Raw genomic sequence first — 20,698 nt, forward strand, 5'->3', positions numbered from 1 at the left:
GATCCAAATTGTGTAGATGCTTCGGTTCTCATCAAAGCATGTCTGTTTCACATCGTTTATGCTGATCCAATGCAGAACGGCCCGGGCATCTCCCGCATAGCGGCATTGATCGGCGATCCCGCCAGGGCCGCCATGCTTCTGGCTCTGATGGGCGGACAGGCATTGACCGCTGGGGAGCTTGCGCAGCTTGCATCCATTATGCCCTCAACCGCTTCAGGCCATATCCGGCTGATGCTGGAGGCTGGTCTGATCAGCACCGAAAAACAGGGGCGGCATCGCTATGTCCGGCTGTCTGGTCCAGAGGTGGCGGAAGCCTTGGAAGCCTTGCTCGGACTTGCGCAAAGCGCAGGCCATACCAGGCTGAGACCCGGCCCCAAAGACCCTGCGCTTCGTCGCGCGCGAACCTGCTACGACCATTTGGCGGGGGAGCTGGGCGTGTCCGTATTTCAGGCCCTTCAGGCCGGAGGCGCTTTCATGCCAGATCCCAAGGGTCTGGGCTTGAGCGAGTCCGGGCTGGCGCAGATGGAGGGGTTAGGCATCGAACCGGGGAGTTTTCAGGCGACCCGGCGGCCGGTCTGCAGGACATGTCTGGACTGGAGCGAGCGAAAACCCCATCTGGCAGGCGCGGCGGGAGCCGCCTTGCTGACACGGTTCAAGGCCCTTGGATGGATGAAACCGGAGCCCTCCAGCCGAGCGCTGCGCGTGAGTGTAAGCGGGGAGCGCGCACTTCCCCGCTTACTCAAGGCATTTCACGACGGAGCTCGCTTTCAGCTCTAGCGCGCCGCCGCCTCCACCGCGCGCATCACCCGAAGCAGATTGCCGCCCCAGATTTTTGAGATGTCGCTTTCAGAATAGCCGCGTCGGATCAGCTCGGCGGTCACAGCCGGCGTGGTGCTGGCGTCATCCCAGCCGCCGACGCCGCCGCCCCCGTCAAAGTCTGACGCAATGCCCACATGGTCGATCCCGGCCACCTGGACAGCGTGGTCGATATGGTCGGCCAGGGTTGAGATGGTGATGTCATTCATCGACGCCCGAAGCTCCCGCAGGCGCGCCTGATAGGCGTCCCGCTGGCGGTCGGTGGCCGCCGCGAAATCCTGACGGCTGGCGAATCCGAACTCTTGCGCCAGAGCACGCTCAGCCTCGGCAAGCTCAGGATCAACCTCGCCAATATAGCGACGGAACGCCACCATCTGGGCCACGCCGCCATTATCGCGAATGGCGCGCAGCTGTTCATCATCCAGATTGCGCGGATGGTCGTAAACCGCGCGGGCGCCGGAATGGCTGGCCATGACCGGCGCGCGGCTCAGGGCGATCGCTTCCAGCATGGTGCGTTTGCCCACGTGAGACACGTCCACCATCACGCCATGATCATTGAGTTCAGACACCAGGCCGCGTCCCAGCTCGGTCAGCCCCGGATCTTCTGAAGGATCGCCCTGCGCCAGATTGGGGTTGGAGCTGCCGCCAAACTGGTTATTGCCGAAATGGGTGATGGAGACATAGCGCACGCCGCGCTCCGCCCACATGCCCACATTGGACAGGTCCTCACCCAGCGGCCAGGAATTCTCCATGCCGATCAGCGCGACCAGCCGGCCCGACTCATGGATGGCCTCCACCTCATCAGCGGTGGTGGCGAGAGCGATCTGATCGCGATAACCACGGATCATCCGCATGATGGCCTGATACTTGTCTTCGGCCTGCGCCGCCGCTTCGTCATAGCCGATCGGGCTGATCAGCCCCTGGCCCACATAGACGATGAAAAACGCGGCATCGAGACCGCCATCGCGCATTTTCGGCAGATCGACCTGAGCGCGGGTGAAGCCGCCCGGATCAAGCGCCGCGGTGGCGTAGCCCTGACCAATGTCCACATGGGTGTCCATGGTCAGCACCCGGTCATGGAGCGAACGATCCGTCTCGCCCAGCGCATCCGCGCCGCGCAGCGACTGCGCCCCCGTCTCAACAGAAGGGGCGTAGCCAGCCTCTTCGGAATACTCCACGCTCACACAACCGGTCAGCGCCAGCGCCGCAACGCCTGCCATCCAAGCCTTCATCGCCCTCTCCCCTTTTTCCAAGACAGGGAAGGCTAGTCCCCAGCAGGGCGGAGGAGCAAGGCCGGAACGCGGCGGCGAATAAAGCATTCAGGGTCAGCGCCGATCGAACCGCGCGTCCTCATAGGTCAGCGCCACGATCTCACCCGCTTCATCGCGTTCGAACTGCAAGGGCAGCATTTCGTCCAGAGGATGTTGTTGCAGCCCGAAGACATCCGTTTGGGCTGGCGCGCCCGTGAACCGGTAATCGCCCCAAGCGGCCTGCAGCCGCCCCTCGACGACAGAGATCGTCACCGGCGCGTACATCACGTCATTGACGTACTCACCTTCATAGACGGCGAGGTCAGAGGCAGACGGCGTCCAGCTCCAATCTCCAAATGCCTGATGATCACGGTCCTCATCCAGACTGGCCCGACGCATGTCGAGCAACCGCTCGATCCGTTGGGGATATTGTTCCTGACGGATCTGCATCCAGCGATCCGCATCCTCATGGTCGATCACGAACTGCAGGAACTGGATCATGGTGCGGCTGGTCAGCCAGCCCGTCATGTTGTCGGAGTTGGAGAACACGCCGATCCCCACGCCCAGATCCGGCGAAAACGCCATCATGGTGCGCGCGCCGGTATAGCCGCCGCCATGGGCGTAAAGGGTATGGCCCTCGAAATCACACACATTCCAGCCCAGTGCATAGCCATAGCACGGCAGCTCATAGGCGTTGCGCGCCTCACGGCTCACTTCGGCCGCGATGGTGTGGGCTTCGGTCACGATAGCTTCGGTCAGGCCGGATCCGGCCGGCCCCTCGCCGCGCAGATTCATCTGCAACCAGGTGATCATGTCATTGGGCGAGCTGGTGATCCCGCCCGCGGACTGCATCTGGGCGTCGGTCTTGGGGCGCACCTCGAACCAGCCCGTCTCAGGCCCGGTCCAGATATGGTTCCAGCTTTGCGCATCAAGATCGAAATCAGAGGTGCGCGCGCTGGTGTGCGTCTGGCCAAGAGGGTCAAAGATCCGCTCTTCCAGCCAGTCCTGCCAGCTCCGCCCCGTCACCGTTTCCAGGATCGCGCCATACAAATTGTAGCCCAGATTATCGTAATCAAAGCCGGGCTCTCGCGCGGTCATCACCGCCTCGATCAGCTTTGGGTAATCCGCCGGATCAATGCGCGTGACATAAGCCTCAAGGATCACGATCAGGTCGGCGCTGACAGGAACCTGATGGCTGATCAGGTCACGCAAGGTCCAGTCTTCAGGATTCACGCCGTCTGGAAAGCGCACATCCGGCCAGTGGTCAGCCAGCGTTGACTCAAGGCTCAGAACGCCCTCCGCATCCAGCTGAGCGGCCAACAGCCCCATATAGGCCTTGGTCTGGGACGCGATATAGATCGGCGTATCCGCGGTCAGCGGCGCGCCGGTGCTCGCCCTGCGCTCACCCCAGACTTCGCGCAGCAACACGTCATCCGCGGTCACGGCCACCACGGCGTAACCGGGGCCAAGTTCCTCAAACCCCGACAGAAAGCCCTGCATCCGCGCCGCGGCGGCGTCAGGGGTCTGCGCCTGCGCGAGCAGGGTCGGCGACAGAAGGGCCAACGCCGCGCCAGCGACAAGGTTTGAAAAACGCATATGAATCTCCATTTCAGGCGGCACACTATTCGCGGCAAGCTAGCCCCGCGGAGACGCTCGGTCTTGTACGCATGTAACCCGGAGCCCCATGAGATCAGGCGAACACCGCCTTCAGCGCAGTCGCGGTCAGTCCGGTCTCGGACCGCAAGGTGCGCGCCAGATGGGGCTGGTCTGAAAAGCCGCCGATCTGGGCGGCCTCTGCGGCGCTCACACCCTCTTCCAGCAGACTGCGGATCGCCTGGCTCAGCCGGACGCGGCGACGGTCCAGACTGATCGGCGCGCCATAAAACCGGGCATAGCTACGCGACAGATGCACCCGGTGCACCCCCGCTTCATCCGCAAGCCTCTGCACATTGATATGGGCAGGATCGTCCCGCACCGCCTCACGCACGCGCGACAACCAGGCCGGCGCACAGCCAGACGGGGGGTCAGCATGCACCCCCAGCACGCCCATCAGGTCGATCAACACCTGGTCATCGACTGCGCCATCCTCCAACATCAGCCGCACCAGATGCGCGGCATCCGCCGCGCCTGCGGCCGGCCCCCAACTCCAGAGCGTCTTCGGTCTGGAGCACGGCTCGGCGTTCACCGCCAGTATGAGCGCGCCGTTCGGACCATAGCGGTTCTCGTGTTTATGACCGGCCGCCTTGAACCCGATATGGGACGCTGAGGGACGCGCAGTGCGAGAGGGCGTTTCTTCAAAGAGCCCGCCTGACAGGATCATGGAGCGTTGATCACACTCATGCGCATGCTCAGCCATGAAATGGCCGGACGGGTAATAGCTCAGGACCGCCTCAGCGCCTTCAAACCGGGCCAGAGACCGGCGTTTGGGTTGGAGAGGCTGGAGCATCACGTGTCCTGGTCCTGGAATGGAGCGTGCGCGCGATCATGAGGCGCAACCCCATAAAACAACAAAAGCCGGCGGACGTCCCGCCGGCTTCTGAATAGATGCCGCCAATCAACAGACTGGATGCATCAGCATGTGAGAGCCCTGTCAGGCTTTCTCGTCAGCGTAGGCTTCACCGCTTTTCGCCGAGCTCAAGGCCTGTTTGAGCAGGCCACGGCCGATGGCGTCGACATCGTCTTTTTCCAGCTCGGTCTCGCAGGCCTGAACCAGAAAAGCCTCGCCATCATCAATGGCCTTGAGCGCGGTTTTCTCTTCGCTGCCGAAATTGGCGCTCATTCCGGTGAGCATCCGGTGAAGGCTGCCCAGCGGGCCGCCTTCATCCTTGGGCTCTTCGCCCTGCAGGCGCACATGGGCCTGATATTCAAGGATCATGGCCTGACGCTCGGCCAGTTTCTTGGCGAACTTGGCTTTGTGGACATAGTCGTCCTCAACCAGGTTCAACGCCATTTCATAGCCACGTCGGCTGTCGATCAGAATCGGCAGAATATTGTTCAAGGCAGCCGCTGTTTGGTGTCCCATGGGAATCTCCGCTTGGTTTGAGTGATGATCAGGTCGGACGCCTGATCGGTCAGCCCAGCGCAGCCGCGTTCACCTGGGTTTCGGCAATGTGCGTCATTTCGCGATCACCGCCATAGGTCTGATCCAGGCATTCCTGAATGCGCACGACGTCTGATTTCAGGCCCTGTCGTTGAGCGAAAGCCCGTACGACGCCATAACCGGCGAGCGCGTAATGGGTCATGCGTTGATATTGGGAGATGATGGACGCGTCGCGGACATCATCATCGCTGAAATCTTCCTCCAGCGCATGAGCGCGGGCTTCGGCCACCAGGCCTTCCATGCCCTTGCAATGCTCGCCATTGGGGTTGGCGTCATGGGTTTCAATCAAGGCCTGGATCGTCGCCATGCCCTCTTTGACGCCCTCGGCGCCGCGCTTGAGCGCAGCCTTGAGATCGGGATTGGTCGCTGCTTCAGAGAGCTCTTTCGTCACCGACAGCGATTGCTTGTCAGCGCTGTACAGGTCTTGCAGCTGGTCGATATAGAGATCTTTCAAGGTGTCCATGGTCAAGTCTCCTTCATTGGAGTTCTGAACACGGCCCGCGTCATCCGGGGGGCGGCGCCACAGGGCGCGTGTTCGGGCGTTCGTCCTGACTCAACGCCTGGTCGCGGCTCGCGTTCCAAATTGAGTGCAGCCGCCAGACAAAAGGGCGGCCCGTCCGGACCGCCCTTTTCAGATCATCACAGAACCAGATCAGCCCCGTCAGGACTTGAACGGATCCTGCATCAGGATGGTGTCGTCACGCTCGGGGCTGGTGGACAAGAGCGCCACCGGCGTCTCGATCAGCTCCTCGATACGGCGCACATATTTAACGGCCTGAGCCGGCAGGTCCGCCCAGGAGCGCGCGCCGGCGGTGGAGCCGTCCCAACCTTCAAAGGTCTCGTAGACCGGCTCGACGCCCGCCTGGGCGCCCGTGCCGGCCGGCAGACGGTCATACATCTCGCCGTTGAACTTGTAGCCGACACAGACCTTCAGCTCGTCAAAGCCGTCCAGCACATCAAGCTTGGTCAGCGCCACGCCATTAATGCCGTTGATCTTGCAGCTCTGGCGCACCAGCACGGCGTCAAACCAGCCGCAACGACGCTGGCGGGAGGTGACGGTGCCGAACTCACGCCCGCGCTCGCCGATCTTCTGGCCGATCTCGTCGGTCAGCTCGGTTGGGAACGGGCCTTCGCCGACCCGCGTGGTGTAGGCTTTCACAATACCCAGCACATAGCCGACCTTGCCCGGCCCCACGCCTGAGCCGGCGGACGCCTGACCGGCGACCGTGTTGGAGCTGGTCACATAGGGATAGGTGCCGTGATCGACGTCCAGGAAAGCGCCCTGGGCGCCTTCAAACAGGATTTTCTTGTCGTCTGCGATAGCCCGGTCGAGCGTACGCCAAACTGGGTCTGCGTAGGGCAGGATTTTCGGCGCGATATCCAGAAGCTCGGCGACCAGCGCGTCTTCATCCGTCTCTTCCACGCCCATGCCGCGGCGCAGAGCGTTGTGATGATGCAAGAGTTCGGACACGCGGCGGCGCAGCTGGGTTTCATCGGCCAGATCAATGACCCGGACCGAGCGACGTCCCACCTTGTCTTCATACGCCGGGCCGATGCCGCGACGGGTGGTGCCGATCTTCATGCCGTCATCGCGGTTCTCGCGCAGGGCGTCGAGTTCGCGATGGACCGGCAGGATCAAGGTGGCGGTTTCCGCCACGCGCACGAGTTTGGGGCTGATGTCCACGCCCTGCTCGCGCACTTTCTCGATCTCGGAGATGAAGGCCCAGGGGTCCACCACCACGCCATTGCCGATGAGGGAGAGCTTTTTCTGAACCACGCCCGACGGCATCAGAGACAGCTTGTAGACCACCCCGTCCACGACCAGCGTGTGACCCGCATTGTGACCGCCCTGAAAGCGCACGACCACGTCGGCGCGATGAGACAACCAGTCGACAATCTTGCCTTTGCCCTCATCGCCCCACTGGGCGCCGACAACCACAACATTGGACATCGCGCATACTCCGTATCGCGGAAAAACCGGGGGTGGCTTACGCGCTTCTCAGCCCAGGGGCAAGCAGCGCGCTGGCAAAGCCTTGCGGGCAAGTTTAATCGGCCGGGTTCGCGAGCGCTTCGTGATACGCCCAATCCAGCCAGGGGCCAAGCGCCACCAGATCATCGGCGTCCACCGTCGGGCCGCACCAGATGCGCAGGCCGGCCGGCGCCTTGGGGTGGGGAATGACGTCAAACGCCGCTTCTTCGCGATCCAGCAACACGCCCATGCGGCGCGACACCGCCCAACGCTCAGCCTCAGACTTGCCTTCGAGCTCCTTGCCGGAGAATTTCAGCGTCACCGAGGTTTGCGAGCGGGTGGCGGGGGCCTGAGCCAGAAACTCGATCCAGTCGGTCTTTTCCACCCAGGCCGCCAGCGCATCGAAATTGGCCTGGGTCCGAGCGATCAGCGCCGAGACCCCGCCCTCTTTCGCCGCCCATTTCAGCGCATCAAGATAATCCTCGGTGCACAGAAGCGAGGGCGTGTTGATGGTGGAGCCTTCATAGATCGCCGCCGTTTCCTCGCCCGCTTCAAACAATTGCAGAAGGCGCGGCACCGGCCAGCTCGGGCGGAACTCGCGCAGGCGCTGACGCGCGCGGGGGCTGAAAATGGCGATGCCGTGCTGGGCTTCGCCGCCCATGCATTTTTGCCAGCTGAACGTGGTCACATCCAGCTTGTCCCAGGGCAGGTCCATGGCGAAGGCGGCCGAGGTGGCGTCACAGATGGTCAGGCCCTCGCGGTCGTCCTTGATCCAGTCGCCATCGATGACGCGCACACCCGCCGCCGTGGCGTTCCAGGTGAAGACCACGTCATTGTTGAAATCGACCTTGGAATAATCGGGCGCCTGGCCATAGGGCGCGTGATGAATGGTCAGGCCCTCAGGCTTGAGCTCGTCACGCGCGTCGATCAACCAGCGGCCGCCAAACTCGTCGCACGCCAGCACGTCCACGCCGCGCGCGCCCAGCATGGACCACATGGCGCCTTCCATCGCGCCCGTGTCAGACGCCGGGGTGATGACCACCTTGTAGTCGTCAGGGATTTCCAGGATCGCGCCAGTGCGTTCAATCGCTTCAGCCAGGCGCGCCTTCGGCGTGCCGCCGCGATGGGTTCGGCCCAGCGGAGCCGCGGCGAGTGCAGACAATTCCCAACCCGGACGCTTCTTGGTGGGCCCGCAAGAGAAGCGAGCATCATTGGGGCGGCTGGTAGGTTTGAGAACCGTCATGACACGATGACCTCAGCTTTGTTATCGACAGGGCTCCACCGGTAGGCCGTGCTGCACATGCGGTCAATTGCGCAAAGCGAGGAAAAATCCTGACTTGACCACGTTCCGTACACGCCGTAGCGCAAATGCCATGACCGATTATCGCGCCCTGTTCGATTTGCCCGCTGACACCGTTTACTTCAACGCCGCTCAGGTCGGGCCCTTGCCGATCCGCGCGGCGGAAGCCGGGCAGGCTGCGTTCCGCGACAAGCTGCGCCCCTGGCGACACACCACGAACCAGCTGTTCTTCGACATGCCCGAGCGCGTCCGGGGTGAAGCCGCCCGGCTGTTCAATGCAACCGCCGAGGATATCGCCCTGGTCCCCGCCGCCTCTTATGGTCTTGCGACCGCGGCGCGCAATCTCGACCTCAAGTCAGGCGATGAGATCGTCATTCTGGACGGGCAATTTCCCTCCAATGTCTACACCTGGCGCGCGCTGGCGAAACAGTGCGGCGCGGTGATCAAGACCGCCAAACGCACCGAGTCAGGGACCTGGACCCAGGCGCTGCTCGCCATGATTACGCCGCGCACGAGGCTCGTGGCTTGCGGGGCGTTGCACTGGATTGATGGCGGTCGGATTGATCTCGAAGCGGTGTCACAAGCCGCCAAGGCGAACGGTGCGGCGTTGGTGCTCGACCTGACCCAGTCGCTGGGCGTGATGGAGTTCGACGTTAAAACCGTTGATCCCGATTTCGCGGTCGCCGCCGCTTATAAATGGCTGCTCAGCCCCTATGCGACGGGGTATCTGTATGTCGCGCCCCGTCACCAGTCTGGACTTCCCCTGGAAGAGAACTGGATCAACCGCAGCGATGCGCAGGATTTCAGCCGCCTGACCGATTATCGCGACACCTATGATACCGGCGCGCGGCGGTTTGATATGGGCGAGCGCGCCAATCATCAATTGCTGCCCGCCGCGCTTGAAAGCCTGAAGCTGATCAACGAGATCGGGGTCGCTGACATCGCACGCCAATGCGCGGCGACCAGTGCACGGATCAAGGAGGGTGTAAAACCGCTGGGCCTGCTGGCGGACATTCCGGATCAGGCCGCGCACTATCTGTCGCTGAGCCTGCCGCAGAACGCGCCCGCCGACATCGCCGCGCGACTGCGCGAACACGATATCCACGCCTCCCAGCGCGGCCCGCGTTTGCGGATCAGCGCCCATATTTATAACACCGACGAAGACGTGGACCGCCTCGCCTCCGCCTTGAAAGCCATACTGGGATGACGCCGGACAGTCCGGGAGCGAAAGGCTGGGGCGCGCTCGGCCTTCTGGCGCTCGTCTGGGGCAGCGCGTTCGCGTTCATCGCGGTTGCTGTCGACACCCTGCCGCCTTCGATTATCGTGCTGGGACGATTGAGCCTCGCCGCCGTCATCCTGACGGGCTGGGCGTTTTATCGCCGTCGCCGCCTTCCGCCGCTGCGCGACGTGCGCTGGTTCTGGTTCCTGGCGCTTGGATTCCTCGGCAACGCCCTGCCCTTCACCCTGATCGCCATTGGTCAGAAGACGGTGCCGTCCGGGATCGCGGGCATTCTGATGGGCATGATGCCTCTGACCGTGATCGCGGCGGCGCATTTCATCCTGCCCAATGAACGCCTGAGTCTTCGGAAAGCCTCGGGATTCCTGATCGGGTTTTCCGGTATCGTGATCCTGATGGGGCCTGCGGCGCTGAAGGGCATGCTGGAGGCGGACTTTCTCGCCCAGCTTCTGATCTTCATCGCGACCTTGAGCTATGCCGCCAATGCGGTGACCTATCAGGCCTCACCCGAAACCCCGCCCAGCGTCATCGCGGCGGGGTCGATGATCTGCGCGGCTGTGTTGAGCCTGCCGATGGCGCTTTACGACATCTTCGCCGGGGCCCCCATCACGCCGAGCCTGCCATCCATGATGGCGGTGCTGGCGCTCGGGCTGTTGCCAACCGCGCTCGCGACCATCGTCTATATGGGCGTGGCGCGAAAGGTGGGCGCGTCGTTCGTGGCGCTGATCAATTACATGGTCCCGGTGGTCGCCGCGGTGATCGGGCTCCTACGCGGCGAACCCATGACCCTGACCACGATGATCGCGCTCGGCGTCATCCTGCTCGGCGTTTATGTCGCCCGCCGCAAACCCAAAGCCGCGCCCTAGTCGAGACCCCCGCGCACCGGCGCGTGAGCAAACTCCGAAGCGTTGACCGTCCAGCCATGCTGGATCGGTCCGTGTCCCTCACCAAACTTGGGCGCGCGTCGGATAGCCTCGTGCAGATAATCACCCGCCATCTCGACAGCGCGGTCCAGGCCCTGCCCCTGGGCCATCAGCGCGGCGATCGCGCTCGCCAGCGTGCAGCCCGTGCCATGGGTGTGACGGGTGTGAATGCGCGGGCGCGTGAACAGGCGCACGCCATTACGCGTCGCCAGCAGATCAATGATCTGAGAGCCTTCCAGATGACCGCCTTTGATCAGCACCGCCTTGGCGCCCATCTCCAGCAATTCATCGGCGGCGGCGCGCTGATCATCCATGTCCTCGATGGTTCCGCCCGCCAGAACGGCGGCTTCAGGCGCATTGGGGGTGATCAGGCTGGCGCGCGGCAGCAAAATCGTGCGGATCGCTTCGGCGGTGTCTTCACTGACCAGGGAGTCGCCCGACCCCGCCACCATGACCGGGTCGACGATCAGCGGCAGGCCGACCGTCCCGTTATCGTCGAGCGCCTTGACCACCGCTTCAATCGTGCTGACCGAGGCCAGCATGCCGGTCTTGATCGCGTCCGCGCCGATATCAGACAGCACCGCGTCAATCTGGGCCGCGATCACGTCATCAGGAATGGGGTGCACGCCGGACACGCCCTTGGTGTTCTGCACCGTCACCGCCGTGATCGCGGTCGAGGCGTAGCCGCCCAGCGCCGTCACCGTCTTGATGTCGGCCTGAACGCCAGCGCCGCCCGAGCTGTCAGACCCGGCGATAATCAGGACCCGGCCCTTGGGGTCTTCAAATTCGCCCTCAGCGATCTCGGTTTCGTCGGTCATGGCTGTGCTCCCTCAATGTCAGGTGTGAGCTAGTCTGTGCAGCCAGCCCACGCAAGTCGGGAGGCTGTGTCCAGACAGACACACTGACGTCTATTCGCAACGGACGCCCAACTTCACTCTGGTCTCAGGCCAGAGGCTGATCTATGACCCGCTTTCCTGACAGGCTTCTCTGTCCAGAAGGAGTATTCGGACCCGTGCCACGATCATGATCAAAGCGGCGGCCTGGTGAAATCCGGGCGGTGAGCGTCGCAGCAAATGTGGACCTCGGCGCGTATCGCGTCTGGCCCGAGCGCTAAATCCCTCGCCTCTTCCGCAGCTTTACAGATCGTGCGTATCGCCCATCGCTGGATTCCGGCTGATGACGACTCGTACGCATGCAGGACCGAGATGACCGATTTCAACGATTTTGAAGACGAGGACACGTCCAGCGCGGGCGTGCTCTCCAATTTTGACGTGCTCCGCTTTGTCGCCCGGCAATGGGCGCGCCGCCCCTGGCTGTTCAGCCTGGTGGTGGGCTTCTCTGCGCTCGCCACTTTGGCGGACGTCTTTATTCCCGTGGCCGCCGGCCAGCTCATTGATTCCATCAGCAGCGCCAACGCTGACCCGTCAGGCGACAGCCACTGGACCGCGCTGATCGTGTTTGTGGGGCTCGCCGTGCTGGTGAACGCCGCCCGGCAAATCATGGTGCGGTGTGAGATCCCGTTCTCCAGCGCCAACATGGCCGACATGACCTCTGAAGCCTTCGCCAAGGTCCAGCGCTTCAGCGCGGACTGGCACGCCAACGCCTTCGCCGGCGCGGTGGTGCGCAAGATCACCCGCGGCATGTGGGCGTATGACACCATCACCGCCACGCTGTGGTTTTCCATGATCCCGTCGATCGGCGTGATGGTGGCGCTGGGCGTTTACATGTTGCTGCACTGGCCCATCGTGGGGCTCTACGCGCTGGCGGTGACCTTCACCTTCATCGTGCTGACGGTGCTCGTCTCCACCTATTACATCCGTCCGCAGAACGTCATCTCGAACGCCAAGGATTCAGAGCTCGGCGGCGCGATCGCGGACGTCATCTCCGGCGTCGCCACGGTCAAGAGCTTCGGCGCGGAAGCGCGTGAAGACAGCCGGTTTCATACCCTGGCCTGGGGCTGGCGAGCCGCCGCGAAAAAGACCTGGCTTCGTTTCACCAACGCTTGGCTGATCCAGATGACCGCCGTCATCATGCTGCAGGCGGGCCTGGCGGGCCTGTTGCTGCAGCTGTGGACGCAAGGTGAGGCGACCGCGGGCGACGTGGTGTTCGGCATCACCGCCTTCTTGATGATGGCGGGCTATATGCGCCGGTTCGGCGAGGAAGTTCAGAACGTCCAGCGCGGTCTGGACGAGATCCAGGACCTCGCCGCCTTCGCCCGGACCGACGCCCAGATCGCAGATCTGCCCGGCGCGCCCGATTTCAAACCCGGACGCGGCGAAGTGGTCTTCAAGGATGTGCGCTTCACCTATCAGGGACAGGACACGCCGCTTTACGAAGACTTCTCCCTGACCATTCCGGCGGGTGAGCGCGTGGCGCTCGTCGGCCCGACAGGGTCGGGCAAGTCCAGTTTCGTCAAGCTGGTTCAGCGCTTTCACGATGTGGATGCGGGCGCGATCGTCATTGATGGCCAGGACGTGCGCACCATCACCCAGTCGAGCCTGCGGCGCTGCATCGCGCTGGTGCCTCAGGACCCGGCCCTGTTCCACCGCACCATTGCGGAGAACATCGCCTATGCCTGCCCGGAGGCCACCGATGAGCAAATCGTGGACGCGGCGAAACGCGCCCGCGCTCATGACTTCATCATCACCTTGCCCAAAGGCTATGACACGCTGGTGGGCGAGCGGGGGGTGAAGCTGTCGGGCGGCGAACGCCAGCGCATCGCCATCGCGCGCGCCGTGCTGGCGGATGCGCCGATCCTGATCTTTGATGAGGCCACCAGCGCGCTGGACAACGAGACCGAACGCGACGTTCAAGAGGCGATGGCGGATGTGACCCAAGGCAAGACCGCCATCGTCATCGCCCACCGGCTGTCGACTATTCGGGATGCGGATCGCATCCTGGTTTTTGACAAGGGGCGGGTCGTCGAACAGGGCACGCATGACGAGCTGGCCGCCCAGGGCGAAGGCGTTTATGCGCGCCTCGCAGCGCTGGCGGAGGGCTAGGCCCAATCAAGGCCATTTCGGGGCTGATGCAGGTTTTTCGTATCTTTTCGGTGCGAGGCCTGCTATCAGCCGCCGCTCAGTCGCGCTGGGGCACTCCGCGCGATCAGGTTTTCAGGGCTGGCCTCAAGCAAGGGATTGTGAGGCGCACGTCCTTTGCGAGGTACATATGAAGTTCCCCACCACCATTCCTTCAGCGCTGGTCTCAGCGCTGGAGACGAAGGGCTATGACGCCCTGACCGAAGTCCAGTCCGCGGTTCTGACCGATGAGGCTGTGGGCCGCGACCTTCTGGTCTCCGCCCAGACCGGCTCAGGCAAGACCGTCGCCTTTGGTCTGGCCATGGCCGAGACCCTGCTGGCCGGCGAAGACCGCCTGCCGCAAGCGGGCGCGCCGCTGGCGCTGATCATCGCCCCGACCCGCGAACTCGCCTTGCAGGTTCAGCGCGAACTCGACTGGCTGTACGCCAACGCCGGCGCCCGCCTCGCCAGCGCCGTGGGCGGTCTTGACGCCCGCACCGAGCGCCGGGTTCTCGATCGCGGCGCCCACATCGTCGTGGGCACGCCGGGCCGTCTGCGCGACCATATCGAGCGCAAGGCGCTGGACCTGTCCAATATCCGCGCCATCGCGCTGGATGAAGCCGACGAAATGCTCGATTTCGGGTTCCGCGAGGACCTTGAATTCATCCTCGGCTCTGCGCCCGAAGAGCGCCGCACCCTCTTGTTCTCGGCCACGGTCTCCAAAGAGATCGCCCGCATCGCCGAGACTTATCAGCGCGACGCCCTGCGCATCTCCAAGCTCAGCGCCACCGGCCAGCACGCCGACATCAGCTATGTGGCGCACACGGTCTCCGGTCACGACCGCGAGAACGCCGTCATCAACGTGCTGCGCTATCACGCGGCGCCGCGCGCCCTGGTGTTCTGCGCGCGCCGCGATGAAGTGAACCGTCTCGCCGCCAAGCTGCACAATCGCGGCTTCCACGCTGTGGCGCTGTCCGGCGAGCTGACCCAGGCTGAACGCACCAAGGCGCTGCAAGCGCTGCGCGACGGCCGGGCGAATGTCTGCGTCGCCACTGACGTGGCGGCCCGCGGCATCGACCTGCCGGGTCTCGACCTGGTGGTTCACGCCGAACCGCCGACCAATGCTGAAAGCCTGCTGCACCGCTCTGGCCGAACCGGTCGTGCGGGGTCGAAAGGCACCAGCGTGTTCGTGGTCGCCAGCTCTCGCAAAGGCCGGATCATCCGCCTGCTGCGCGACGCCAAGGTGGAAGCGCAATGGGTGAACGCGCCTGATGCGGACGATGTCCGTGAGAAGGACCGCGAACGCCTGGCCGAACACCCCGCCCTCGCCAATGATGTGGATGAGGACCGGCTGGATGAAATCCGCGCTCTGATCGAACAGTTTGGCGCTGAAAAACTGGCCGCCGGCTTCCTGGCCGAGCTTGAACGCCGCATGCCGGCGCCGGAAGAGCTGTCCGGCACTCCGCCCGAACGTCAGCGCGAAGAGCGCGCCGATCGGGGTCCGCGCCGTGGTCGCGAAGACTTTGACGACGGTCAATGGTTCGAGATTGACCTGGGCCGCAAGCAGCGCGCCGAACCGCGTTGGCTTTTGCCGCTGATCTGCCGTGTTGGCGGCGTCGCGGGCAATGATATCGGAGCGATCAAGATTGGCGATTCTGCGACCCGTTTCCAGATCGCCGAAGACAAGATCGAAGGCTTCAAGCAGGCGATGAACCAGCCGCGTGAAACCGACAAGAATGTTCGGGTCTCACTGGCGGGCGACGAACCGTTTGAAACAGCTGCGCCGGACTTCAACAAGGGTCCGCGCGGCGGTGATCGTGACCGCAGCAAGCCCAAGCGCGCGCCGCGTCCGGGTAAGAAAGAACGCGCCGCCAAGCGTCATGATGATGATGATTTCTTCGGCGGCTCCGCTGAAGATACGCGCCCCAAGCGCGACTGGGCGCCGAAAGGCAAACCGCCGTTCAAGAAACGCGATGGCGACAAGCCCCATGCGGCCAAACCCGGCGGCTTCAAGAAAGGCCCCGGCGCCAAGCCTGGCTTCAAGAAAGCCGAGGGCGGCAAGCCGGCGTTCAAGAAAGCTGAGGGCGGCGATCGCCCGTTAAAGCGCATCAAGCGCAAAACTGACAGCTAGCTTACCAAGCGGTCACGCTATGGACAGGACAAGCCTGCCGCTGTGCGGCAGGCTTGATCCATGTCGAGCCTGATTGAATGCCTTGAAACTCAAGACGCAACCGCCCTGAGCCATTTGCTCGGGCGTTTGCCGCATCTGACCAATGCGCCTGTGGTTGAAGGGGATCATACGCCCCACCCCATCCATGCGATCTGTGATCGGGTGTTTGACGGGCGTCTGTCAGACTCGCAAGGGCTGGCTTTCGCCAACGCCTTGATCTCGGCGGGTGCAGATCTGGACGCCATACATCCGGGAAATGGCGACAGCCTGCTGATCAGCGCCATCAGCCTGTCCTGCCCGTCCATCGCCCACCGCCTGCTCGACAAGGGCGCCAATCCCGATCCGCGCGGCCTGTTCGGCGCCACCGCCCTTCACTGGGCCGCGATCATGGGCATGGCCGATCTCGTCAAACGCCTGATGGACCACGGCGTCTATATCTATCTGCGCGACACGCAATATCAGGGCACACCGCTGGGCTGGGCCGTTCAGGGCCGGCTCGATCCCCCACCTGGCGCCCGCGATGAACACATCGCCTGCGCCGCTCTGCTGGTTGAAGCGGGCCTGCAGCCAGACGCGGACTGGCGGCACAGCGAACAGATCATCGGCGACAAGGCGCTGCGTCAGGCTCTGGGCTGGGCTTAGGCCCCGGCGTTCAAGACCGCCGCCTGCACCTTGAGCGCCTGCACCGTCTCGCGCACATCATGGACCCGCACGATGGCGCAACCGGCCCGTGCGGCGTGCAGCGCGACGGCGAGCGAGCCGCCCAGCCGATCCATCGCATCATCCGCCGTGTGGTCAATCGCCTGAACGAAGCGTTTGCGCGAAGCGCCGAACAGAACCGGCAGGCCCAGCGAGACGAAATGCTCGAGCGAGGCCATGAGCTCGAGATTATGCTCAAGCGATTTGCCAAAGCCGATGCCCGGATCGAGCACGATGAGATCGCGGTCAAAGCCGGTGGCGAGCAGAACGCCGGCACGCTGGCCCAGATAGCGCGCCACGTCGTTGACCACGTCGTCATACTGCGGCGCGGCCTGCATGGTGCGCGGTTCGCCCTGCATATGCATCAGGCACACCGGCACCCCCAGCTCCATGGCGGTTTCAGGCGCCGTATCCGCGCGCAAGGCGTTGACGTCATTCCACAGGCTCGCGCCCGCATGCACGGCGGCGCGCGCCACGCCCGGCTTCATCGTATCAATCGAGATCGGCGTGAGCGGGCGTTCCGCCAGGATCGCCTCGATCACTGGCGCGACGCGGTCCAGTTCTTCGCTTTCAGAGACGGGCTCGGCGCCCGGACGGGTGCTCTCGCCGCCAACATCCAGACAATCCGCGCCCGCATCCAGCAAAGCCAGCCCATGATCGCGCGCCGCCTGCGTGCTGGCGTGACGCCCGCCATCTGAAAAGCTGTCAGGCGTCACGTTGACGATGCCCATGACCTGCGGCCGACCATCAACGTGTGGACGGATGGGGAAGGCTAGCATGGACGGCTCGACGCCTTGGAATAGCGCGACGGCTCGCCATTGCGGAAATGGTCCCGATCCGCGCGCAGGGCTTCGGCGATATGATCGAGCACCGTGGCTTGCGCGCGGGACCGGCGCACGGCGCCGTGGGCGACCAGCCACAAATCCAGCAACACCTCGAAATCGGGCAGGATGCGCACAAGCCCGGGGCTGACCCGCGCCAGACGATGCGAGGTCACACCGAGGCCCAAACCATTGCGCAGCCCCTCCAGATGGGCGCTGGGATGGGTCGCGACCATGACGTCCCGTCGGGGTTTGAGCTCGTCGCCAATAGGTGTCCGCGGCCATTGAAACGCGATCGGCGCCGCCCACCCCACAGCCACATGATCAGCGACATCATCAAGCGTTTGCGGCGCGCCATGACGTTCGAGATAACATTCCGAGGCGTACATGCCGCTGCCCACTTCCGCCGCGCGGCGGGCGAGCAAGCTGTGTTGCGGCCCGGGTTGGCCCCAACGCAGGGCGATGTCGGCGTCGCCGCCCGCCAGATTGGCCGGCTCAAACCCGATCTTGAGCTCGACTGACAGGTCAGGGTGCGCCTGAAGCAAGGGTGTCAGAGCGCCCGGCAGCCAGTCTGCGCCGACGCCGTCGCTGGCGGCCACTGTCACCCGCCCCTCGATCCGCTCATTGCCGCTGCGCGCCGCACGCTCGATCGCAGCGGCCTCGTCTTGCATGTTGCGAGCATGATCGAGAACCGACCGGCCAAGCGCTGTCGGCGTCAGGATATCGCCCCGACGCTCAAACAAGGCGCCGCCCAGATGGGTTTCCAGCGCTCGCATCCGGCGACTGACCGTGGGCTGGCTGAGCCCCAGGACACGACCGGCGGCGGCATGACTGCCCGCTTCGTAGACGGAGAGGGCGAGATAGTAGTCTGACCAGTTATCCATTCAACTATGAATACCAATTATGCAGTTTCAGTCAATTGTACATATGCTGCGGCGCGTCATATTTGAGCCATCACTGAATGGAGGCTTATATGTCCGTGTTTGCAACTGCAATTCTCGCCCTGCAACTGACCGGCGCGCCGGTCCAGGATTTCACCCCGGTCCGCGTGGCCGATTCTGATATTCGCGGCTCAGTCCGCGCCCTGAACCAGGGCGACTGGAACACCGCGCTGCACTTCAGCCGCGCCGCGCTGGAAAGCGGGTCGCGCACCAGTGTTCGCGCCGCCGCCCATGCGAACGCCTGTATCGCCCTGCACCAGCTGGGCCAGACCGCCGAAGCGGCTCAGGCCTGTGAAACCGCGCTGGCCCTGGCGCCGGGCAACGCTGTGCTGGCGTCCAACCTGTCTGCGGTGCAAACCCGCATGGCGGGCGCGCCGTCCGCAGGCGCAGGCAACTAACCACCTGATCACAGGAATGCGATTTGCGCCGTCTGGGTCTGACCGGTAACCGGTGACTTATGACGGCGCATTTCATCACTCGGCTAGGCCCCTATAGCGAAGCGCGGTCCCGCGCCGAACGCGGCAGGCATGAGTGGCGCTATGATGCAGGGTTCCTGCCCGCCTCCACGCCGCATAGAGTTCTGCCAGAAAGTCGGCTGAGCCTTGTGACCGAAAGCCTGTACGCACCGTCTGGCGAGCTTCTGGACCAATCGCACTGGGTTTTTGGCCCTATCCGCACTCCTCGGCTCTACGCCCCGCCGCCGGGCTCCGTTCTGGAAGGCACGTTTATCCCGCCCGAACAGGCGCTGTGTCTGTTAGGCGTACGCCCTGACGAATTGACCGACGCCATCCTCCCCCAGAGTGATTTCCCGCGCCTTTTACGGTCCCCCGACACACCGACGCGTCAGACTGATGCGTTGGCGATCTGGGCCGCGCGGCTGTTGCGCGCCACGAAAGGCCGTGTCCGCGCCAATGTCCTCGCCGACCGCGCCGGGGTGAGCGAACGTCATCTTCATCGCTGCATGAGCGGACGGCTGGGCGTCGGGCCCAAAGCGCTCGCGGGTCAGATCCGGGCGTTGGCGGCGATTGAACGCGCCGACCAGAGCGCTCGCCCGAACTGGGCGGACATTGCGCTGGTCAGCGGCTATAGCGATCAGGCCCATCTCAGCCGGTCCGTCAAAGCGCTGACCGGGCTGACGCCGACCGCGCTGCATGCGGAAAGGTCCGTAGAGTCCGAAATCTTCAAGACCAGACAGGCGCAATAGAGGCAGTCTTCAGCCATACCCCCTTCTCTTCTGGCAGGAGCACCGAGATGAAACTGATGATGACCGCCGCCGCCCTGTGTGCGGCGCTAAGCGCGCCCGCCCTGGCGCAAGACATGTTTGAGTTTGAAGGTAAAAGCTGGCGCATCGAGGCTGAACTGGTCGAACGCGCGGAGTTTCTGGGTCGCGACGCGCTGCACTTTCGCGACGGCGTGGTCTGGATTGACGGATCCCAGTTTGAAACCGGCGAGATCACGTTCGAGATGGCGATCAGCGGATCTCCGGGCCATACCGGCGTTCTGTGGCGCGGACAGGGCGTGGGGGATTGGGAGAAGTTCTATTTCCGGCACCATCTCAACAATATGCCGGATTCGGTTCAGTACACCCCCGCGTATGACGGCGTGACGGGCTGGCAGATCTTTTCAGATCCGGACGCCATCAGCCAGGTCCATCATGGCCTGAACCGCTGGATGAATGTGCGCGTGGTCGTCGCCGAGGATCAAGCCGACATCTTCATGGACGGCCAGTTGATCCATCACATTCCCGACCTGCAGCGTGAAGACGGCGCCGGCTGGGTCGGCTTCTGGCAATTGGCGCCCAATGGCGTGGCGTCCGGCTATGTGCGCAATATCCAGATCACGCCTGAGAGAAACCCCGACATCATCGGCGTCTCCGAACGCCCGATGATGGAGCCCACGGCGAACCTTGTGCGCACCTGGCGCGTCTCTGCGCCTTTCAGCGAAGCCCAACTGGCCGAGCAGAGCTTTGAAAGCCTGCACGCCTCTCATGCGCGTTGGACCACGCTCGAGGTGGCCTATAACGAAATCGCCAATTTGGCGAGCGTCACCCGCCATTCCGAAGGCGATACGGTCTTCGCTGAGACCACGATTATGGCTGACAGCCCCCGAACGGCATTGGTCCGGTTCGGCTATTCCGACCGGGTGCAGGTGTTCTTGAATGGCGAACGTCTGTTTGTCGGCAGCAATGACTGGCGCAGCCGCGACTATCGCTATCTGGGCACCATCACCCGGCATGTGGCCGTGCCGCTGAACCTGCGAGACGGCGAGAACACGCTGACTTTTGCGGTGTCTGAAACCTTTGGCGGCTGGGGCGTCACCGCCGCGCTTGAAGAGGCGGACGGCGTGCACATCGCGCGCTGATCACCCGTCCTTCTCCTCAGCCCTGCATGCGCAAGCGTGCAGGGCTGATGCGTGTTGAGCGACAGTGTCGCCACACAAACTCATAGGTTGTATT

At 63.7% G+C, this 20,698-nt stretch carries 19 protein-coding genes; 9 read left to right on the forward strand and 10 right to left on the reverse strand.

Features of this window, described 5'->3' with window-relative positions; all coding sequences use genetic code 11:
• Window positions 1–69: 69 nt before the first annotated feature.
• A complete protein-coding gene (locus ACTIGF_RS03980; RefSeq protein WP_439635635.1) occupies window positions 70–777 on the forward strand; it encodes an ArsR/SmtB family transcription factor in 708 nt (235 codons plus the stop codon).
• Here ACTIGF_RS03980 and ACTIGF_RS03985 read toward each other — a convergent pair.
• The 7 genes from ACTIGF_RS03985 to ACTIGF_RS04015 form a co-directional block, all read right to left on the reverse strand.
• Window positions 774–2,048: a dipeptidase gene (locus ACTIGF_RS03985; protein ID WP_439635636.1), complete on the reverse strand. Its 1,275-nt coding sequence runs from the start codon at window positions 2,046–2,048 to the stop codon at window positions 774–776. The genes ACTIGF_RS03980 and ACTIGF_RS03985 overlap by 4 nt on opposite strands.
• 93 nt (window positions 2,049–2,141) lie before the next feature.
• Complete coding sequence (locus ACTIGF_RS03990; RefSeq protein ID WP_439635637.1) at window positions 2,142–3,662, reverse strand: serine hydrolase domain-containing protein; 1,521 nt, start codon at window positions 3,660–3,662, stop codon at window positions 2,142–2,144.
• Between the two features lie 94 nt (window positions 3,663–3,756).
• Window positions 3,757–4,512, reverse strand: coding sequence for an AraC family transcriptional regulator (locus ACTIGF_RS03995; RefSeq protein WP_439635638.1), 756 nt, complete (start codon window positions 4,510–4,512; stop codon window positions 3,757–3,759).
• A gap of 144 nt (window positions 4,513–4,656) precedes the next feature.
• Entirely contained in the window at window positions 4,657–5,088 is a 432-nt protein-coding gene (locus tag ACTIGF_RS04000; RefSeq protein WP_439635639.1) for a PA2169 family four-helix-bundle protein, read from the reverse strand.
• 49 nt (window positions 5,089–5,137) lie between these two features.
• A complete protein-coding gene (locus ACTIGF_RS04005; RefSeq protein WP_439635640.1) occupies window positions 5,138–5,629 on the reverse strand; it encodes a DUF892 family protein in 492 nt (163 codons plus the stop codon).
• Between the two features lie 198 nt (window positions 5,630–5,827).
• On the reverse strand, window positions 5,828–7,117 hold the full coding sequence (locus ACTIGF_RS04010; protein ID WP_439635641.1) for an adenylosuccinate synthase: 1,290 nt from the start codon (window positions 7,115–7,117) through the stop codon (window positions 5,828–5,830).
• Window positions 7,118–7,211: 94 nt separating this feature from the next.
• On the reverse strand, window positions 7,212–8,378 hold the full coding sequence (locus ACTIGF_RS04015; protein WP_439635642.1) for a phosphoserine transaminase: 1,167 nt from the start codon (window positions 8,376–8,378) through the stop codon (window positions 7,212–7,214).
• 130 nt (window positions 8,379–8,508) lie between these two features.
• Here ACTIGF_RS04015 and ACTIGF_RS04020 point away from each other — a divergent pair, with 130 nt between their 5' ends.
• Together ACTIGF_RS04020 and ACTIGF_RS04025 are read left to right on the forward strand one after the other, a co-directional pair.
• Window positions 8,509–9,642 (forward strand): aminotransferase class V-fold PLP-dependent enzyme, encoded by a 1,134-nt coding sequence (locus tag ACTIGF_RS04020; RefSeq protein ID WP_439635643.1) that lies wholly within the window; start codon window positions 8,509–8,511, stop codon window positions 9,640–9,642.
• Entirely contained in the window at window positions 9,639–10,538 is a 900-nt protein-coding gene (locus ACTIGF_RS04025; protein WP_439635644.1) for a DMT family transporter, read from the forward strand. Before ACTIGF_RS04020 ends, ACTIGF_RS04025 begins: the two co-directional genes overlap by 4 nt.
• Here the strand turns inward: ACTIGF_RS04025 and thiD are convergent.
• Entirely contained in the window at window positions 10,535–11,413 is an 879-nt protein-coding gene (thiD, locus tag ACTIGF_RS04030; RefSeq protein WP_439635645.1) for a bifunctional hydroxymethylpyrimidine kinase/phosphomethylpyrimidine kinase, read from the reverse strand. The genes ACTIGF_RS04025 and thiD overlap by 4 nt on opposite strands.
• A gap of 387 nt (window positions 11,414–11,800) precedes the next feature.
• On the opposite strand from thiD, the gene ACTIGF_RS04035 reads away from it, so the two are divergent.
• The 3 genes from ACTIGF_RS04035 to ACTIGF_RS04045 all read left to right on the forward strand — a co-directional run bounded on the left by ACTIGF_RS04035 (window position 11,801) and on the right by ACTIGF_RS04045 (window position 16,424).
• A complete protein-coding gene (locus ACTIGF_RS04035) occupies window positions 11,801–13,597 on the forward strand; it encodes an ABC transporter ATP-binding protein (RefSeq protein WP_439635646.1) in 1,797 nt (598 codons plus the stop codon).
• Between the two features lie 166 nt (window positions 13,598–13,763).
• A complete protein-coding gene (locus ACTIGF_RS04040; RefSeq protein ID WP_439635647.1) occupies window positions 13,764–15,743 on the forward strand; it encodes a DEAD/DEAH box helicase in 1,980 nt (659 codons plus the stop codon).
• Between the two features lie 60 nt (window positions 15,744–15,803).
• On the forward strand, window positions 15,804–16,424 hold the full coding sequence (locus ACTIGF_RS04045; RefSeq protein ID WP_439635648.1) for an ankyrin repeat domain-containing protein: 621 nt from the start codon (window positions 15,804–15,806) through the stop codon (window positions 16,422–16,424).
• Here ACTIGF_RS04045 and folP read toward each other — a convergent pair.
• Together folP and ACTIGF_RS04055 are read right to left on the reverse strand one after the other, a co-directional pair.
• Entirely contained in the window at window positions 16,421–17,260 is an 840-nt protein-coding gene (folP, locus tag ACTIGF_RS04050) for a dihydropteroate synthase (protein ID WP_439635649.1), read from the reverse strand. The genes ACTIGF_RS04045 and folP overlap by 4 nt on opposite strands.
• A complete protein-coding gene (locus ACTIGF_RS04055; protein WP_439635650.1) occupies window positions 17,254–18,186 on the reverse strand; it encodes a LysR family transcriptional regulator in 933 nt (310 codons plus the stop codon). The genes folP and ACTIGF_RS04055 overlap by 7 nt, the downstream gene beginning before the upstream one ends.
• A gap of 89 nt (window positions 18,187–18,275) precedes the next feature.
• Here ACTIGF_RS04055 and ACTIGF_RS04060 point away from each other — a divergent pair, with 89 nt between their 5' ends.
• The 3 genes from ACTIGF_RS04060 to ACTIGF_RS04070 are packed head-to-tail and all read left to right on the forward strand — an operon-like array spanning window position 18,276 to window position 20,604.
• A complete protein-coding gene (locus ACTIGF_RS04060; protein WP_439635651.1) occupies window positions 18,276–18,641 on the forward strand; it encodes a hypothetical protein in 366 nt (121 codons plus the stop codon).
• Window positions 18,642–18,700: 59 nt separating this feature from the next.
• The gene (locus ACTIGF_RS04065; RefSeq protein ID WP_439635652.1) at window positions 18,701–19,447 is read left to right on the forward strand and encodes a helix-turn-helix domain-containing protein; all 747 of its coding nucleotides are present in this window, start codon (window positions 18,701–18,703) and stop codon (window positions 19,445–19,447) included.
• A 47-nt stretch (window positions 19,448–19,494) separates the two neighbouring features.
• Entirely contained in the window at window positions 19,495–20,604 is a 1,110-nt protein-coding gene (locus ACTIGF_RS04070) for a hypothetical protein (RefSeq protein ID WP_439635653.1), read from the forward strand.
• Window positions 20,605–20,698 lie beyond the last annotated feature (94 nt).

The organism is Oceanicaulis sp. (genome assembly GCF_051859625.1).
Classification (GTDB): Bacteria; Pseudomonadota; Alphaproteobacteria; order Caulobacterales; family Maricaulaceae; genus Oceanicaulis.

Bases quoted from the DNA above. Each gene is read 5' to 3' on its own strand.
- ACTIGF_RS04010 (WP_439635641.1), bottom strand. From the start codon at position 7,117: ATGTCCAATGTTGTGGTTGTCGGCGCCCAGTGGGGCGATGAGGGCAAA.
- ACTIGF_RS03995 (WP_439635638.1), bottom strand. From the start codon at position 4,512: ATGCTCCAGCCTCTCCAACCCAAACGCCGGTCTCTGGCCCGGTTTGAA.
- ACTIGF_RS04015 (WP_439635642.1), bottom strand. From the start codon at position 8,378: ATGACGGTTCTCAAACCTACCAGCCGCCCCAATGATGCTCGCTTCTCT.
- thiD (WP_439635645.1), bottom strand. From the start codon at position 11,413: ATGACCGACGAAACCGAGATCGCTGAGGGCGAATTTGAAGACCCCAAG.
- ACTIGF_RS04035 (WP_439635646.1), top strand. From the start codon at position 11,801: ATGACCGATTTCAACGATTTTGAAGACGAGGACACGTCCAGCGCGGGC.
- ACTIGF_RS03990 (WP_439635637.1), bottom strand. From the start codon at position 3,662: ATGCGTTTTTCAAACCTTGTCGCTGGCGCGGCGTTGGCCCTTCTGTCG.
- ACTIGF_RS04040 (WP_439635647.1), top strand. From the start codon at position 13,764: ATGAAGTTCCCCACCACCATTCCTTCAGCGCTGGTCTCAGCGCTGGAG.
- ACTIGF_RS04065 (WP_439635652.1), top strand. From the start codon at position 18,701: ATGACGGCGCATTTCATCACTCGGCTAGGCCCCTATAGCGAAGCGCGG.
- ACTIGF_RS04045 (WP_439635648.1), top strand. From the start codon at position 15,804: ATGTCGAGCCTGATTGAATGCCTTGAAACTCAAGACGCAACCGCCCTG.
- ACTIGF_RS04005 (WP_439635640.1), bottom strand. From the start codon at position 5,629: ATGGACACCTTGAAAGATCTCTATATCGACCAGCTGCAAGACCTGTAC.
- ACTIGF_RS04060 (WP_439635651.1), top strand. From the start codon at position 18,276: ATGTCCGTGTTTGCAACTGCAATTCTCGCCCTGCAACTGACCGGCGCG.
- ACTIGF_RS04020 (WP_439635643.1), top strand. From the start codon at position 8,509: ATGACCGATTATCGCGCCCTGTTCGATTTGCCCGCTGACACCGTTTAC.
- folP (WP_439635649.1), bottom strand. From the start codon at position 17,260: ATGCTAGCCTTCCCCATCCGTCCACACGTTGATGGTCGGCCGCAGGTC.
- ACTIGF_RS04055 (WP_439635650.1), bottom strand. From the start codon at position 18,186: ATGGATAACTGGTCAGACTACTATCTCGCCCTCTCCGTCTACGAAGCG.
- ACTIGF_RS04025 (WP_439635644.1), top strand. From the start codon at position 9,639: ATGACGCCGGACAGTCCGGGAGCGAAAGGCTGGGGCGCGCTCGGCCTT.
- ACTIGF_RS04070 (WP_439635653.1), top strand. From the start codon at position 19,495: ATGAAACTGATGATGACCGCCGCCGCCCTGTGTGCGGCGCTAAGCGCG.
- ACTIGF_RS03985 (WP_439635636.1), bottom strand. From the start codon at position 2,048: ATGAAGGCTTGGATGGCAGGCGTTGCGGCGCTGGCGCTGACCGGTTGT.
- ACTIGF_RS03980 (WP_439635635.1), top strand. From the start codon at position 70: ATGCAGAACGGCCCGGGCATCTCCCGCATAGCGGCATTGATCGGCGAT.
- ACTIGF_RS04000 (WP_439635639.1), bottom strand. From the start codon at position 5,088: ATGGGACACCAAACAGCGGCTGCCTTGAACAATATTCTGCCGATTCTG.